This window comes from Humibacter sp., assembly GCF_035547335.1.
Classification (GTDB): domain Bacteria; phylum Actinomycetota; class Actinomycetes; order Actinomycetales; family Microbacteriaceae; genus Humibacter.
Window position 1 is genome coordinate 33,624 of record NZ_DASZVF010000004.1, and the last position, 15,430, is coordinate 49,053.

Annotated in this window: 15 protein-coding genes; 8 read left to right on the plus strand and 7 right to left on the minus strand. The window is 69.6% G+C overall.

Annotated elements, in window-relative coordinates; genetic code table 11:
• Window positions 1–21 precede the first annotated feature (21 nt).
• From VHB92_RS00975 to VHB92_RS01000, 6 genes are all read right to left on the minus strand, one after another.
• Complete coding sequence (locus tag VHB92_RS00975) at window positions 22–1,452, minus strand: dihydrolipoamide acetyltransferase family protein (protein ID WP_325450466.1); 1,431 nt, start codon at window positions 1,450–1,452, stop codon at window positions 22–24.
• Window positions 1,452–2,474 (minus strand): alpha-ketoacid dehydrogenase subunit beta, encoded by a 1,023-nt coding sequence (locus tag VHB92_RS00980; RefSeq protein ID WP_325450468.1) that lies wholly within the window; start codon window positions 2,472–2,474, stop codon window positions 1,452–1,454. The genes VHB92_RS00975 and VHB92_RS00980 overlap by 1 nt, the downstream gene beginning before the upstream one ends.
• A complete protein-coding gene (pdhA, locus tag VHB92_RS00985) occupies window positions 2,471–3,634 on the minus strand; it encodes a pyruvate dehydrogenase (acetyl-transferring) E1 component subunit alpha (protein WP_325450470.1) in 1,164 nt (387 codons plus the stop codon). Before pdhA ends, VHB92_RS00980 begins: the two co-directional genes overlap by 4 nt.
• Before the next feature lie 168 nt (window positions 3,635–3,802).
• Window positions 3,803–4,279 (minus strand): Lrp/AsnC family transcriptional regulator, encoded by a 477-nt coding sequence (locus VHB92_RS00990; protein ID WP_325450472.1) that lies wholly within the window; start codon window positions 4,277–4,279, stop codon window positions 3,803–3,805.
• 81 nt (window positions 4,280–4,360) lie between these two features.
• Complete coding sequence (locus tag VHB92_RS00995) at window positions 4,361–4,789, minus strand: DUF1707 domain-containing protein (protein WP_325450474.1); 429 nt, start codon at window positions 4,787–4,789, stop codon at window positions 4,361–4,363.
• An 88-nt stretch (window positions 4,790–4,877) separates the two neighbouring features.
• The gene (locus VHB92_RS01000; protein ID WP_325450476.1) at window positions 4,878–6,569 is read right to left on the minus strand and encodes an FUSC family protein; all 1,692 of its coding nucleotides are present in this window, start codon (window positions 6,567–6,569) and stop codon (window positions 4,878–4,880) included.
• Between the two features lie 69 nt (window positions 6,570–6,638).
• Here VHB92_RS01000 and VHB92_RS01005 point away from each other — a divergent pair, with 69 nt between their 5' ends.
• Complete coding sequence (locus tag VHB92_RS01005) at window positions 6,639–7,154, plus strand: MarR family winged helix-turn-helix transcriptional regulator (protein WP_325450478.1); 516 nt, start codon at window positions 6,639–6,641, stop codon at window positions 7,152–7,154.
• A 57-nt stretch (window positions 7,155–7,211) separates the two neighbouring features.
• Here the strand turns inward: VHB92_RS01005 and VHB92_RS01010 are convergent, their stop codons facing one another.
• A complete protein-coding gene (locus VHB92_RS01010) occupies window positions 7,212–8,366 on the minus strand; it encodes a MalY/PatB family protein (RefSeq protein WP_325450480.1) in 1,155 nt (384 codons plus the stop codon).
• A 93-nt stretch (window positions 8,367–8,459) separates the two neighbouring features.
• Between VHB92_RS01010 and VHB92_RS01015 the strand changes: the two genes are divergently transcribed.
• The 7 genes from VHB92_RS01015 to VHB92_RS01045 all read left to right on the plus strand — a co-directional run bounded on the left by VHB92_RS01015 (window position 8,460) and on the right by VHB92_RS01045 (window position 15,383).
• Entirely contained in the window at window positions 8,460–8,744 is a 285-nt protein-coding gene (locus tag VHB92_RS01015) for a DUF2277 domain-containing protein (RefSeq protein ID WP_325450482.1), read from the plus strand.
• Window positions 8,745–8,842: 98 nt separating this feature from the next.
• Window positions 8,843–9,961, plus strand: a complete 1,119-nt coding sequence (locus VHB92_RS01020; RefSeq protein WP_325450551.1) for a GuaB3 family IMP dehydrogenase-related protein — start codon at window positions 8,843–8,845, stop codon at window positions 9,959–9,961.
• 75 nt (window positions 9,962–10,036) lie between these two features.
• Complete coding sequence (locus VHB92_RS01025; protein ID WP_325450484.1) at window positions 10,037–11,758, plus strand: glycerol-3-phosphate dehydrogenase/oxidase; 1,722 nt, start codon at window positions 10,037–10,039, stop codon at window positions 11,756–11,758.
• 138 nt (window positions 11,759–11,896) lie between these two features.
• Entirely contained in the window at window positions 11,897–12,409 is a 513-nt protein-coding gene (locus VHB92_RS01030; RefSeq protein ID WP_325450486.1) for a cation:proton antiporter regulatory subunit, read from the plus strand.
• A gap of 2 nt (window positions 12,410–12,411) precedes the next feature.
• Complete coding sequence (locus VHB92_RS01035; protein ID WP_325450488.1) at window positions 12,412–13,965, plus strand: cation:proton antiporter; 1,554 nt, start codon at window positions 12,412–12,414, stop codon at window positions 13,963–13,965.
• 19 nt (window positions 13,966–13,984) lie between these two features.
• Entirely contained in the window at window positions 13,985–14,842 is an 858-nt protein-coding gene (locus VHB92_RS01040; RefSeq protein WP_325450490.1) for an SURF1 family protein, read from the plus strand.
• A gap of 4 nt (window positions 14,843–14,846) precedes the next feature.
• Window positions 14,847–15,383 (plus strand): DUF3817 domain-containing protein, encoded by a 537-nt coding sequence (locus VHB92_RS01045; RefSeq protein WP_325450492.1) that lies wholly within the window; start codon window positions 14,847–14,849, stop codon window positions 15,381–15,383.
• Window positions 15,384–15,430: the final 47 nt, after the last annotated feature.

Consider the following 15,430-nt stretch of genomic DNA (forward strand, 5'->3'; position numbering starts at 1 on the left):
CGTAGCCGACCCCCACCAGGCTCACGCGAACGCGACGAGCGGCTCCTGCATGCACCTGGCGACGTACGTGAGGAAACCGGATGCCACATCCCCGTCGCACACCCGATGATCGAACACGAGCGACAGAGTGGCCGCGGTGCGCACCTGCAGCTCGCCGTCGACCGCCCACGGCCGCTCCATCAGCCGGCCGAGGCCGAGCATGGCGACCTCGGGCTGGTTGATGATCGGCGAAGAGCCGTCGACGCCCAGCGATCCGTAGTTGTTGAGCGTGAACGTTCCGCCCGAGAGGTCGGCCGGCGAGTAGTCGGCGGCCGGCGCGCGCGAGACGAGGTCGGCGACCGCGTCCCGCAGCCTTCCGAGAGACATGGCGTGAGCGTCGTGCACGACGGGAACCATGAGGCCTCTGCCGGTCTGGGTGGCGAGCCCGAGGTGCACGCTGGCGTGCTGCACGATCTCGCCTGCCGTCTCATCCACCGACGAGTTCAGCACCGGGAACCGCTGCAGGCCCGCCACGACGAATCGCGCGACGAGAGCCGTCACGCTGAAGCGCTCGCCGGTGGTCGCGGCGAGGCGCTGCTTGGCGCGCAGGAGCTCGGTCGCGTCGACATCCATCCAGATGGTGGCGTCGGGAATGGTCTGCCGCGAACGCACCAGGTGGTCGGCGATCACCTTCCGCACGCCCGTGATGGGTATGCGCAGGTCGGATACCGTCTGCTCGCGCGCATCCGGCGTCGTTGCGGCACCGCCGACCGGGGCGCCGGACCCGGCCGCCCGCTGGCTCTCCTGCTGTCGCGCGGCGATGGCCGCCTCCACGTCCTCTCGCCTCACGAGCGAGCCGGGCCCCGTTCCGGCGAGTTGAACGGCGTCGAAGCCGTTGTCGTGCGCCAGCTTGCGCACGATCGGCGAGACGACCGGCGAGCGACGCTCGAGCAAGGAGTCCGCCCCGCCGCGGGTCGTGCCGCCCGTGTGTCGTCGACCACGGCCGAAGCGCCCGCCCGCCGGACGCAGGAACGTGCGGGTGGGCGCGGTGATGCCGTATCCCACGAGCACGGCCCCTGGCGAGTCCGAGCTGTCGTTGCGCAGCGACGTCCCCGGCACGACGTCCGCGGCGGATGCCGCCGCATCGTCGGCAAGCTGGACAGCCGTGTCGGCCGTGCTGTCGGGCGAGCCCGCAGTCGCACCGTCGCGAGAGCCATCGGCTGCCGGGGCCGTCGCGCGCACCGCGACCGAGAGCAGCGGCGCATCCTTCTGCACCACGTCGCCCACCTCGGCGTGCAGCGCGTCGACGCGGCCAGCGTACGGGCAGGGCAACTGCACTATCGACTTCGCCGACTCCACCTCGACCACCGGCTGATCGACGGCGACCTCGTCGCCCTCACGCACGAGCCACGCCACGATCGTCGCCTCGGTCAGGCCCTCGCCGAGATCGGGAAGCAGGAACCGCTCCGTCATCACCACTCCCATGTGTCGAGGGCCGCCAGCACGCGTTCGGCCGTCGGCAGATAGAACTCCTCGAGCTTGGGCGACGGGTAGGGCACATCGAAGCCCGTGATGCGCAGGATGGGCGCCGCAAGGTGGAAGAAGTTGCGCTCGGTCACCCTTGCGGCGACCTCGGCGCCGTACCCGCCGAACTGGGCGGCCTCATGGATGACCGCAGCCCGCGACGTTTTGCGAACCGATGCGCCGACCGTCTCGTCGTCGAACGGCGAGAGCGAGCGCAGGTCGATGACCTCGATCGAGAGATCTTCGAGTGCGGCGAGCTCCGCGGCATCCAGGGCCGTCTTCACCGTCGGACCGTAGGCAAGCAGCGTGACATCGGTGCCCGTGCGGATGACGCGAGCCCGGTCTAGCGCGGCAGGCGGCCGGTCGAGCGGCACCGGCTCCTTCATCCAGTAGCGGCTCTTCGGCTCCAGGAAGATCACCGGGTCGTCGCTGGCGATGGCCTGGCGGAGCATCCAGTAGCCGTCGACCGGGTTCGACGGGGTGACGACCGTGAGACCGGGCGTGTGCGTCCAGTACGCCTCGGACGAGTCCGAGTGGTGCTCGACACCACCGATGCCCCCGGCGTACGGGATGCGGATGACGACCGGAAGCGTGACGCGCCCCCTCGTGCGATTGCGCATCTTGGCCAGGTGGGACGTGATCTGCTCGAACGCCGGGTAGCTGAAGGCGTCGAACTGCAGCTCCACCACGGGACGCAGACCGTTCATGGCCATGCCGATCGCCGTGCCCACGATCCCGGCCTCCGCCAGCGGCGAATCCCACACGCGCTCGTCGCCGAATCGTGCCGCAAGGCCGTCGGTGACCCGGAACACGCCGCCCAGCGGACCCACGTCCTCGCCGAAGACGACGACGCCGGCATCCTCCGACATCGCATCGGCGAGCGCGGCGCCCAGTGCGCCGGCAAGCGTGCGGGATGCCGGCGCCTGCGCGGTCGTCTCGGTCGGCGCATCCGTGTGGTGTGCGATCGTCATGACAGCCCTCCCGTGTCGTTCGAGCCCAGGGTTGCGCCGGAGAGCTCCTCAGCCAGGTATGCGCGTTGCTCTGCAAGTGACGAGCGCGGCGTGGCATACACGTGCTCGAAGAGCTCCAGCGGATCCAGCCGGGGCGAATCGTTCATCGCCTGCCGTGTCTCTGCGGCGAGCTGTTCGGCCTCGTCCGCGATCTCGGCACGCGTCCTCTCGTCGAGCGCACCCTCGGCGATCAGGTACCCCTCCACGCGCGCGATGGGGTCGAGCACCCGCCACCGCTCGACCTCGTCGTCGGTGCGGTAGCGGGTGGGGTCGTCGGAGTTGGTGTGTGCCTCCATGCGGTAGGTGAGGCCCTCGATCATGGTCGGGCCTCTACCGCGGCGCGCTCGCTCGAGCGCATCCGTGACCACGGCGTACACGGCAGCGATATCGTTCCCGTCGACGTAGTGCCCCGGCATGCCGTAGCCGATCGCCTTGTCGGCCAGGGTGCCGGCACGCGACTGCTTCTCGAACGGAACGCTGATCGCGTAGCCGTTGTTCTGGATGACGAACACCGTCGGCGTCTGCCAGACGGCGGCGAAGTTGAACGCCTCGTGGGCATCGCCCTCGCTCGTCGCGCCGTCGCCGAGGAACGTGAGCGTCGCCGTCGCCTCGCCCTTGAGCTTTGCGGCCATGGCATACCCGACGGCGTGCAGGGCCTGCGTCGCGAGCGGGGTGGTCTGTGGCGCGATGCGGTGTGCAGCCGGGTCGAAGGCCGAGTGCCAGTCGCCGCGGAAGAACGACAGGATCTCCACGGGTCGCACGCCCCTCGTCAGCAGGGCGATCGAGTCGCGGTACGTCGGGAACAGCCAGTCGGCGTCGGCGAGCGCGGCCGTCGCCCCGATCTCGCACGCCTCCTGACCGAGAGCGCTGGGATAGGTGGCGAGCCTGCCCTGCCTGGTGAGCGCACTGACCTGCACGTCGAAGCGCCGGGCGATGACCATCCGCCGGTAGAGGGCGAGCAGGATGCCGGCATCCGGCATCGCGAAGCCGCCAGTCCTGTGCTCGTCGGCGCGGATCCCGTGCTCGTCGATCAGCCGGATCGGCCGGTCCGTCGGCACAGCAAGGCGCGGCCTTGTGCCGCTGGCAGGGCGCGAACGGCCCATGACGTCGTCGTCACTCACACTGCCATGGTGCGGCGTTCTGGCGGGCCGGGCATCCGCGTCGCGTCAGGTCGCGGCAGACGGCAGAACTGGCGCACCGCTCGCGTCAATAGGGCTCGAAATCCGGGCTCCGACGTGCCATTCGTCCGGCCGGCGGCGGGTGGCGGTCGGTGGCGCTAGTCTGCGTCGTCAGCCCTCTTCGTCCCAGGAGTCCCGCGCGATGCCGGGGGCCGTGCCGTTCCACGACTCGAGCACGATGTAGGAGCGGGTCGATGCCACGCCGGGCACCTCGTGCAGGCGCCGCATGATCACGTCGCTGAGGTGTTCGTGGTCGGGTGCGCTCACGGTGACGACGAAGTCGATGTCGCCGCTGACGGCGAGTACGGACTCCACGAAGGGGAGGTCGGAGAGCGAGGTGGCGACATCCTGCCATCCGGGCTGCCGTTCCACCTTCACGATGACGAGCGCCGTGACGTGCAGGCCGATGGACTTGCGGTCGACGCTGACACCGAACCCCTCGATCACGCCTTCGGCGACGAGCCGCTGCAGCCGGGTCGCCACGGCGCTGCGCGAGACGTGCACGCGTTCGGCGAGCGCGCGAACGGACAGCCGGGAGTCCGCGCTGAGTTGCGCGATGATCGCGCGGTCGACCTTGTCCACGTTCATCGGTCAGAGCTTAGGCCGACCGGATCGCGCCCCCGGTCAGCGGAGCCGGAGAGCGGCGATCGCAGGTCGTTGTCGAGCGGGTCAATACCGCCGTCGTCGGCTGTCCGCACCGGGACCGTAGATGAGGATGCCGAACACCGGGATGAGCAGGAAGAACAGCCAGCTCCATGCCCAGCCGTGCCACACGAAGCCGACGAGGAAGAACAGGCCGAGTGCGACGAACGGCACGAACGCCATGATCGAAGCGCCCCATGCGCCGCCGCGAGCGCGCGATTGCGAGCCCCAGCCGTCGTCTTGCGCGGCCGGTGCCGACGCCCTCGGCAGGTCGGAGAAGAGGGGGACGAGGTCGCTCCACGTGACCGCATTGCGTGCCGAGGCGGCGCGTTGCTCGAACTCGTCGGGCGTCAGGCGGCCCTCGTCGCGAGCCCTGGTGAGTGCGGAGACGGCGTCGGCACGATCGCGGTCAGCGATGCGTTCGTGGGGGCGCAGGGGATTCGCGTAGTCGACCATGCCCCACAGCCTGCCCGCTCTCCGGCGCGGGCACCAGTGCCCCGTGCGCGGGAGGGCCGCGGTCTGACCCTCCCGGAAGCCGGCACGGTCAGGAGCGCGCGATGAGCGGAAGCGTCTCCGAGAGGGCCGCGATCGCGCGTTGCAGCACGCCGAGCGGAGCGTCGTTATGGCCGGGCGACGCATCCTCGTGTCCTGGACGCTCGCGCCCTGGGTCTTCATGTTCCGGGCTGGGCTCGTGCTGGGCTGTTGTCGGCGGTTCGGGAGCCTCGCCCGCCCGTTCCGGCGGCGGCGACGCGGTGGCGGAGCTGCCGGCGAGCATCCTTCGGCAGTCGCCGACACGGCGCGCCAGCGCGCCCAACTCCCTCGCGTTCGCCGTGGACAGCTGATGGCCGTGTTCGACGTCCGCGGCGATCGCGTCGGCCGGATCCCAGCACGCCTCGATGGCCGGTATGACGTCGGCCCTGTGCACGGCGCGGGGATCGGCACCGCGGGCGCGTCCTCCGATGGAGCGTGCAGCGCGTTCCAGCCGCAATGTCGGCCCGAGCTGCCGGAGGCCCGTGAGCGCGACGTCGAACTCCGCGCGGCGTTCTGCGATGGCATCCTGCTCCTTGATGCACGCCACGAGCAGCTCGGTGAGCGCCGCGAGCGCGGCGGAGGTGCGGCCGCGCAGTACGGTCGCCGTCGGCACAGGAAGCACCCACCAGGCGACCGCGACCGCGAACGCGCCGGCGACCACGATGGCAGCGAGCCGCACGAGCATCGCCGGTCCGGGAGCTGTGCCCTGCACGCCGTGCAGGAGCGAGAGCATGGCCGTCATGGCCGCAGCCCACCAGCCGTACCCGGTCGGGCGCAGCCAGAGCCCGAGCGCCAGGATGACGGCTATCGCGAGAACCGACATCGCGGCGGCCGCCCCCGTCTCGGCGCCGTGCGGGTCGAACGCGGACAGCACGGTCGCGAGCACGGTGCCGCCGACGGCTCCCACCGTGCGATGGATGCCCTTGGACACCACGTCGCCGCGGCCGCGGTTGCCGCTGGCCACCACGAACGCGGTGAGCACGGCCCAGAACCAGTGCTCACCGAAGACGACATGGCCGATGATGAAAGCACCCGACAGCGTGACGGCCATCTGCGCGGCCATCCGGGTGCTGGCCACAGGTCGCATGGCCGGCCGCGACGGCGACGGGCGCACAGAAGACACCGAGCCCCCGCCCCTGCGACCGACGTGGCCGGCGTGCGCCGGGCGGGGCAGGAATCCGGATGCCCGAGCCGCCCACTGCAGACCGAGCGTGACCACCGTCACGACGAAGGCGATGGCGGCCGCCCATGGCAGAAAGCCCTGGCCAGGCACGATGGGCGCGGGCACCACGAGCACCGTGACGAAGGGCAGAGCGACGAGGGTACCGATCCGCGTGGCGAGCCGGCCGAAGCGACGGATCCAGATGGCACCGGAGAGCACGACCACGAACAGCGAGTCGCCGATCACGGGCGACTGGAACATGAGGGAACCGACGGTGCCGGCGGCCAGTCCGATGAGCGGGAGCAGAAGCAACGAGAGCCAGCGTTGCGCCGCGGTCGTCCCGGCACGTTCCGACGTGAAACTGATCGACAGCATCACGGCGAGCACCACGATCGAGGCGCCCAGTCCGAACAGCACAGCGGGTACGCAGGCGGTCGCCGCACTGATGAGCACGGTCAGGTAGGTGACGGCTGTCGTACGCAGCCTGAGCAGGCCGGGATCGGCCAGGCTGCGGCCGAGGGCACGCCAAGTGCTTCGGAACAACGTATCAATCCGAAAGATAGTAGCGGCATAGACGCAGATTTAATGGGCAAGATAGTACGATATCGCTTAATGAATGCGTGGGGGAATCAGCGCGTCGATCTCGACGACGGTGCGACAGGCGGAACCGTGCAAGCGGTTCGGCGAGGAGTCATGCGCATGGCGCGCCGGCTGCGCACCGAACGGTCGATCGGGTCGCTGAGCAGCAACAAGCTGAGCGTGCTCGGAACGCTCAGCCGCCTGGGGCCTCTGCCCGCCGGTGCCGTCGCCGAGGTCGAACGACAGCGACCCCAGTCCCTGTCCCGGATCTTCGCGGAACTCGCCCTCGAGGGTCTCATCACGCGCGAACGCAGCGAGGTCGATCGCAGGGAGCACATCCTGGCGATCACCGACGCCGGGCGCGAGGCGCTGGCCGCCGATCTCGCGCAACGGGATGCCTGGCTCTCCGAGGCGTTGAAGGAGCTGTCGCCCACCGAGCGAGGGGTGCTCGAGCTCGCGGCCGACATCATGGACCGCATGGCGATGGGGCAGCCCGAGGAGCGGTCCGCCGCGGGACGGCGGCGTCAGGAGGGCTCTTCCGCAGCATGAACCAGGCGCAGGGGATGCGGCAGAGCCCGCCGGTCCGGTGTCGGCGGCTCCTGGCCGCTAGCCGGCCGCGTGTGCCAGCCGGTCGACCGCCTCCGTCAGCACCTGGGCCGAGCATCCGATGTTGAGCCGCACGAAGCCGGCTCCCTCCCGGCCGAACGCCGGTCCGCTGTTGAGGGCCACGCGGGCGCGCTCCAGAGCGACCGCCGCCGGGTCCGCGCCCCAGCCGACGCTCGTGAAGTCCAGCCAGGTGAGGTAGCTGGCGCGCGGTTCGCGGTAGCCGACGGCCGGCATCCGCTCGGCAAGAAGCGAGCCGAGCCGACGGCGGTTGTCTTCGATGGAGGCTATGACGTCGTCGAGCCACTCGTCGCCGCGATCGAACGCGGCGGTCGTCGCGATGCGCCCGAACAGGCTGGTGCGCTCCTTGACCTCGGCCGGCAGCCCCTTGATCAGCCGCGTCATGCGGTCGGATGCCGTCACGAACATGGCGCACTTCAGGCCGGCCAGGTTGAACGCCTTGCTCGCCGCGTGCGCCGCGATCGTGTGGTCGCGCGCGGCATCCGAGACCGTCGTGTACGGCGTGAAGGAGGCGTCGGAGTGGGTGAGCGGCGCGTGGATCTCGTCGCTCACCACGACGGCTCCGTGCCGTTCGACCACCTCGCTGAGTGCGGCGAGCGACTCGCGGGAGTGCACGAGCCCGAGCGGGTTGTGCGGATTGCAGAGCAGCACGGCGCGGGCCCCGGATGCCAGGGCCCGATCGATCGCGTCCAGATCGAGCGTGTAACCGCCGTCGCCGGCACGGGCGAGAGGTGCTTCGACCACACGGCCGCCGGCCTCGGGGATCAGCTCGAAGAACGGCGGGTACACGGGAGGTGTGATGACCACACCGTCGCCAGGGCGGATGAGCGCCCGCAGCGCCTCGACGATCACCACGCTGACGTCGGTGGTGGTGCTCACGCGGTCCGGGTCGACGTGCCACCCCCAGCGGCGCTCGGCGAAGCCCGCGAACGCGTTCGCCGCCGCGCCCCCGTCGTCGCCGATGTAACCCGTGTCGGAACGATCGATCGCGGCACGCAGGGCGGAGGCGATGGGCTCCGCGAGCGGAAAGTCCGACTCGGCCACGAACAGCGGCAGCACGTCGGGCGGATACGTGGTCCACTTCTCGCTCGTGCGTGTGCGGAGCTGATCGAGCTTCTGAGCGGAGACGCGATGCATGGCTGCCAGCATGCCATCGGCGGCCCGGGTGAGACTCGCGTCGCTCGTGAGTGCCCCTGTGCCTGGGGCGACGGGGTGATTACCGTGGATGTCATGTGCCGCAACATCCACACTCTCCACAACTTCGAGCCTGCCGCGACCTCCGAGGAGGTGCACGCGGCGGCGCTGCAGTATGTGCGCAAGATCGCGGGAACGACGAAGCCGTCGAAGGCCAACCAGGAGGCGTTCGACCACGCCGTCCATGAGATCGCGCACCTCACGCAGCACCTGCTGGACGATCTCGTGGCGACGACGCCCCCGAAGAATCGCGAGGAGGAGGCGGCCAAGGCCAGGGCCCGCGCGATCCGTTCCGGCCGGTACGCCGCGGCCTCGGCCTGACGCTTGGCGGGGCCGCGGTCACGCCCACGCGCCCTGTGCATCACCGACGCAACACACGTGAGCGGTCCATGCCACTCATCTAGGCTGGTTCGGTGACCATGGAAATCGAGATCGGCCGCGCCAAGCGCGCCCGCCGTGTCTACGCGTTCGACGATGTCGCCGTGGTGCCGAGCCGCCGCACGCGCGATCCGGAAGACGTCTCGATCTCGTGGACCATCGACGCGTACACGTTCGAGGTCCCCATCCTCGCTGCACCCATGGACTCGGTCGTCTCGCCCGCGACGGCCGTCATGATCGGCCAGCTCGGCGGACTCGGTGTTCTCGACCTGGAGGGTCTCTGGACCAGGTACGAAGACCCGGACCCCGTGCTGGCCGAGATCCGCTCGCTGCCCAGCGACCAGGCGACGACGCGCATGCAGCAGATCTACGCCGAGCCGATCAAGGCGGAGCTCATCCGCGACCGGCTGGCCGAGATCCGCGCGGGAGGCGTCACCGTCGCCGGATCCCTGTCGCCGCAGCGCACGCAGGAGTTCTACCAGACGGTGGTCGACGCCGGTGTCGACCTGTTCGTCATCCGTGGCACGACCGTCTCTGCCGAGCACGTCTCGAAGAACGTCGAGCCGCTCAACCTGAAGAAGTTCATCTACGAGCTCGACGTGCCCGTGATCGTCGGAGGCGCGGCGACGTACACGGCGGCGCTGCACCTCATGCGCACGGGGGCGGCCGGCGTGCTCGTCGGCTTCGGGGGCGGGGCGGCATCCACCACCAGGGCGACGCTGGGCATCCACGCACCGATGGCCACCGCTGTCGCGGACGTGGCAGGCGCTAGGCGCGACTACCTCGACGAGTCCGGCGGACGCTACGTACACGTCATCGCCGACGGCGGGCTCGGCTCGTCGGGCGACATCGTCAAGGCGATCGCGTGCGGAGCGGATGCCGTCATGCTGGGCACGACGCTGGCTCGCGCCACCGACGCCCCGGGCGGCGGCTGGCACTGGGGCGCTGAGGCGCACCATCCGCAGCTCCCGCGCGGACACCGGGTCGAGGTGGGCCAGACCGGAACGCTCGAGGAGATCCTGTACGGCCCCGCTCGCGTCGCCGACGGCACGGCCAACCTCGTGGGCGCGCTGCGCCGCTCCATGGCGACGACGGGATACTCGGACCTCAAGGAGTTCCAGCGCGTCGAGGTCGTCGTGGCTCCGTATCAGGGGCACTAGCGCACGCTATCGGCGCAGGGCACCAGCGCCAGCACCCGGCAGGGCCGGGCATCCGTCACCGCCAGGAGGTCTCGCATGAGTTCGTCAGCCGCGATCGAGCAGTCGGCAGGACTGGGCCCGGCGCAACGCGCCGCTGCCATGGAGGCCATGCGGTCGGAGGAGCTCGACGTGCTCGTGATCGGCGGCGGCATCGTGGGAACCGGTGCGGCGCTGGATGCCGTGACGCGCGGTCTGACCGTCGGCCTCGTCGAGCAGCGCGACTGGGCGTCCGGCACGTCGAGCCGTTCGTCGAAGCTGGTGCACGGCGGCATCCGCTACCTGGAGCAGCTGGACTTCCGGCTCGTGCGCGAGGCGCTCATCGAGCGCGGACTGCTGCTGCAGCAGCTGGCGCCGCACCTCGTGAAGCCGGTGCGGTTCCTGTACCCACTGCACAGGCCCGTGATCGAGCGGCTCTACATCGGTGCCGGCATGCTGCTCTACGACCTGTTCAGCTACACCGGCCTGCGACCGCCCGGCGTTCCGCACCACAGGCACCTCACCCGCACCCAGGTGCGCAAGCTGTCGCCGTCGCTCGCGCCGGATGCCTACATCGGCGGCATCACGTACTACGACGCGCAGGTGGATGACGCGAGGTACACGGCGTCGGTCGCCAGGACGGCAGCGCGGTACGGCGCGCACGTCGCGAACCGGGTGCGCGTCGAGGGCTTCCTCAAGGTGGGCGAGCGCGTGGTCGGTGTGCTGGCCAGAGACCGGGAGACCGACGAGACCTTCGAGATCCGCGCCAAGCAGGTCGTCAACGCGACGGGCGTCTGGACGGACGACACGCAGTCGATGGTGGGCGAACGCGGCAAGTTCAAGGTGCGTGCCTCCAAGGGCATCCACCTCGTCGTGCCCCGCGACAGGTTCCAGTCGGCGAGCGGCCTGCTGCTGCGCACGGAGAAGAGCGTGCTGTTCGTCATCCCGTGGGGCAGGCACTGGCTGGTGGGCACGACGGACACCGACTGGAACCTGGACAAGGCGCATCCCGCCGCCACCGCCGCCGACATCGACTACCTGCTCGAGCACGTGAACAAGGTGCTGGCCGTGCCGCTCACGCGTGAGGACGTCGAAGGCGTGTACGCCGGGCTCCGCCCGCTGCTGGCCGGGGAGTCGGATGAGACGTCCAAGCTCTCGCGCGAGCACATCGTCGCGCACGCCGTGCCCGGTCTCGTCGTCATCGCGGGCGGCAAGTGGACCACGTATCGCGTGATGGCGAAGGATGCGATCGACGCGGCGGCCAGCGCGCTCGACGGCAAGGTGCCGGCCTCCGCGACCGCCGAGATCCCATTGGTCGGGGCGGAGGGATACCGGGCAGCGTGGAACCGCAGGGCGCGGATCGCGCGCAAGGCGGGCATCCACGTGTCGCGCGTCGAGCACCTGCTGAACCGGTACGGCACGCTCGCCCAGCAGGTGCTCGACCTCATCGCCGAGCGCCCGGAGCTCGCCGAGCCGCTGCCGGGCGCCGACGACTACCTCGCGGCCGAGGTCCTGTACGCCGCGTCGCACGAGGGTGCGCTGCACGTGGACGACGTGCTCGCCCGCCGCACGCGCATCTCGATCGAGGCATGGGATCGGGGCGTGTCGGCCGCGCCCGTCGCCGCCCGTCTGATGGGCGCAGAGCTCGGCTGGGACGAGGAGCGCATCGAGCGCGAGATCGCCGGCTACCTTCGCCGGGTGGCGGCCGAGCGCGCGTCGCAGGAGCAGCCGGACGACGCTTCAGCCGACCGCGTGCGGCTGGAGGCGCCCGACCTCGGGTGAGGACCTCCTCCCCAGGAGGCCCGTCTCGCCTCGTTCACCCAGGGCGGAGCGGCATCCGGAGGCGGTCAGGGGCCCGCTGACTAGACTGGGAAGCACGCAAATGCACGGGAGTCCTTGACGATGGTTGATGTTCGACGAGTGAAGCTTCCCGGGGTCGGTGTGCTGCACACATTCGTGACGGATGACGGCGGCAAAGTCGGCGTGATCGCCCACCGCTCCGGGCACTCCGACCTGATCACGTTCTCGGACGACGAAGACACCACGAATGTGACCAAAGTGTCCCTGCGACTGAACGAAGACGAGGCGCACACGCTGGCGGAACTGCTCGGCGGTACGCAGATCACGGAGTCGCTCACCGCCCTTGACCAGATCCCCGGTCTGTCGATCGACTGGTTCACCGTCGACTACGAGGACTACATCGCCGGCCAGCGCCTCGGCACGCCGGCCGAGGTCGGCATGGTCGGGCTCACGGTGGTCGCCGTCGTGCGCGGCGAATCCACGAACCCCGCTCCGGCCGCCGACTTCAAGGTGTTCCCCGGCGACACCCTGGTGGTCGCCGGGTCGCCCGAAAAGGTCGCGAAGGCGTTCACATACTTCCGCACGGGAGAGGTAGCCAAGCCGGCCCTCGCTGACGCTCCGCCCGGAGTCTGACAGTGTCGGTCGCCGCCGTGCCCGCCCAGCTCTCCACCCTCGGTGACGACATCGTCGCTCGTATCGCGGCGTCCCACGCCGCCGTGTCCCACGCCGCAGCGTCGCATCCGCTGGCCTCGCAGGCCGCGTCGCATCCGCTGGCCTCTGCGCAGTCGGATGCCCACCAGCTCGCGCTCCTGACGGCCCGCGCCCCGCACGCCTCCGGCTCGGTGGCCACCGACCTGATGGTTCTCGGCGCGCTGTTCGTCATCGCCTACGGACTCGGCCGACTCGGCAAGCTGATCAGGCTGCCCGCCATCCCGATCTACATGATCGTCGGACTGCTGGCGAGCCCGCACACCGGCTTCTTCCCGCTCAACTTCGACTCAGGTGACATCGGCCTGATCGCCGTCTTCGGACTGATCCTGCTGCTGTTCAACCTCGGACTCGAGTTCGATCAGGACGAGTTCTTCGGCAACGCCGGCCGCCTGCTCATCTCCGGCGGAACGTACATCGTGCTGAACATGGGCGTCGGGTTCCTGTTCGGCGAGCTCGTCGGATGGGGCACGAGGGAGGCCCTGATCATCGCGGGCATGGTCGGCACGTCGTCCAGCGCGATCATCACGAAGATGCTCATCGAGCTCGGCCGCCTGGCGAACAACGAGACGCCGGCGATCCTCGGCGCCACCGTCATCGGCGACGTGTTCATCGCCGTGTACCTGGCCATCGTCTCCGTCGTGCTCAGCGGCCAGACCCAGTTCTGGCCCGTCGTGCTGCAACTGGCGATAGCCGCGGCGTTCCTCGTCGCCATGTTCCTGGTGGCCCGGTGGGGCGGCAGGCTCGTCTCGAGGTTCTTCCGCACCAGAGACGACGAGCTGTTCACCATCCTGTTCTTCGGCCTGGCGCTGCTCTTCGCCGGCATCGGCGAACTGATCGGCGTCACGGATGCCATCGGCGCGTTCCTCATCGGCCTCGTGCTGGGCGCCACCCGCTTCTCCGGCAAGGTCGAGCGCATCTCCATACCCTTGCGCGACGTCTTCGCCGCGTTCTTCTTCCTCAACTTCGGTCTGGCACTCAACATCGCCGAGTTCGGCAGCGTCGCCTGGATCGTCATCATCGCGATCGTGCTGACGGTGGCGCTCAACGTGCTCTCCGGCGAGCTCATCGCGTACTTCAACAAGCTGGATGCCCGCGCCGGCCTCAACATCGCCGCCGTGCTCATGAACCGCGGCGAGTTCACGCTGATCCTCGCGACGCTCTCGCTCGCGGCGGGGCTGAACCAGAAGCTGGAGCCGTTCGCCGGCCTCTATGTGCTGATCATGGCCATCCTGGGGCCCGTCCTCACAGCGAACTCCGAACGGATCGGTGCTGCACTTATTCGGCCGCGACGGCGTAGCCAGAAACAACGCGACCCCGTCCTCGACGAGGAGATCGACCTCGTCGATGCCGTCAGCAAGGGTCAGGTGCCCGAGACGGACGGGGACGACGACGGCGAGCCGAGCCGTGCGGATCTCGACCGCGTGATCGAGCAGGCGATGCGGCAGACGGATTCCGACGACAGACGAAAGCAGAACTGAGATCTCCGACATCCCACCGGTGGCGAAGCCCGTGCTGCCGACGACCGAGACGCTCGCGCGCACCATGGTGCGTCCGAAATGGATCGCCGCTCTCCTCCTCGCCCTCGCGATCGCGGCCGGGTTCGCGTGGCTCGGGCAGTGGCAGCTGGAACGTGCCGTGCAGTCCGGGCACGTGGTCGAGCATCCGACCGAGACGGTCAAGCCGCTGAACTCCGTTGCCACCGTGAACTCTCCGCCCACGAGTGCAGGCATCGGCCAGCTCGTGCGGGTCAGAGGCACATTCGCGCCGCACGACTACGGGATGCTCGTCGGGCGTCTCAACGACGGAACGGCCGGGTACTGGGTCATCGACCGCTTCACCCCATCGGCGGATGACCGCGACGGCCGGCAGGCTCAGCTCGCGGTCGCCAGAGGCTGGGCGCCGACGGAGCACGACGCGAAGGCGGCCATCGCCCGTCTGGAGGCCGAGTCACCGCGAACCGTCACGTTGGTCGGCCGCCTGCTGCCGTCCGAGGCGCCTGAGGCACCCAAGGACCACACGGATCCGTTCGTCATGAAGGACATGTCGGTGGCGGCGCTCGTGAACATGTGGCACGGCATCGGGAACTCGGACATCTACAGCTCCTACGTCGTCGAGCACGGCACTCCGCCCGCCGGCCTCCAGGCGATCTACTCTCCGCCGCCCATCGAGCAGGCGACCGTGAACTGGCTCAACATCTTCTACGCGGCCGAGTGGGCCATCTTCGCGGGGTTCGCCATCTTCCTCTGGTATCGCCTGGTCAAGGATGCCTGGGAGAAAGAGCGCGAAGACGCCGAGGCCGAGTACGAGCGGGCTCTCGCCGACTGGGAAGCGTCCAGTCACCGGCCCGTAAACTGATGCCATGCCGAACTCCCCCCAGAACGAGGACGGCGGCGGCCTGCTCGCGCGCACGATCGAGCAGTTGCGGTCGGCGAACTCGGCACGGCCACGCGCTGTCGACATCCCGAAGATCCCAGGGGCGTTGCGGTTCTACCAGGTCACGGCCTACATCACCGGAATCATGCTGCTGCTCCTGGTGGCCGAGATGATCCTCAAGTACGGCGTCGGCTACTCGGTGTACGCGTTCGCGCCTGGGCGGCCCGTCGTCTCGCTCGTCGCGTACAACCCTGCGGCGGGGGCTCTGCCGGGGCTCGACGTCTCCACCGCCATCCTCATCGCGCACGGCTGGCTGTACGTGCTCTACCTCGTGGCGGACTTCCGCCTGTGGTCGCTCATGCGCATGTCGTTCACCAAGTTCGTCCAGATCGCGCTCGGCGGCGTCGTGCCGTTCATGTCGTTCATCGTCGAGCACTTCATCACCAGGCAGGTCAGGCGGTTCCTCGCCGAGAACCCCGTCCAGCGCAAGGCACCATCGAGCACCGTGGAGGCGTCCCATTAACGAGCAGGCATCGTCGGCGGCAGAGGGAACGAAGGTCGACGACCAGC

What these genes read in the sequence shown, in the direction of transcription:
- VHB92_RS00975 (WP_325450466.1), bottom strand. Translation starts at nt 1,452, where the DNA reads ATGACGGAGCGGTTCCTGCTTCCCGATCTCGGCGAGGGCCTGACCGAG.
- VHB92_RS00980 (WP_325450468.1), bottom strand. Translation starts at nt 2,474, where the DNA reads ATGACGATCGCACACCACACGGATGCGCCGACCGAGACGACCGCGCAG.
- VHB92_RS00990 (WP_325450472.1), bottom strand. Translation starts at nt 4,279, where the DNA reads ATGAACGTGGACAAGGTCGACCGCGCGATCATCGCGCAACTCAGCGCG.
- VHB92_RS00995 (WP_325450474.1), bottom strand. Translation starts at nt 4,789, where the DNA reads ATGGTCGACTACGCGAATCCCCTGCGCCCCCACGAACGCATCGCTGAC.
- VHB92_RS01005 (WP_325450478.1), top strand. Translation starts at nt 6,639, where the DNA reads ATGAATGCGTGGGGGAATCAGCGCGTCGATCTCGACGACGGTGCGACA.
- VHB92_RS01010 (WP_325450480.1), bottom strand. Translation starts at nt 8,366, where the DNA reads ATGCATCGCGTCTCCGCTCAGAAGCTCGATCAGCTCCGCACACGCACG.
- VHB92_RS01015 (WP_325450482.1), top strand. Translation starts at nt 8,460, where the DNA reads ATGTGCCGCAACATCCACACTCTCCACAACTTCGAGCCTGCCGCGACC.
- VHB92_RS01020 (WP_325450551.1), top strand. Translation starts at nt 8,843, where the DNA reads ATGGAAATCGAGATCGGCCGCGCCAAGCGCGCCCGCCGTGTCTACGCG.
- VHB92_RS01025 (WP_325450484.1), top strand. Translation starts at nt 10,037, where the DNA reads ATGAGTTCGTCAGCCGCGATCGAGCAGTCGGCAGGACTGGGCCCGGCG.
- VHB92_RS01045 (WP_325450492.1), top strand. Translation starts at nt 14,847, where the DNA reads ATGCCGAACTCCCCCCAGAACGAGGACGGCGGCGGCCTGCTCGCGCGC.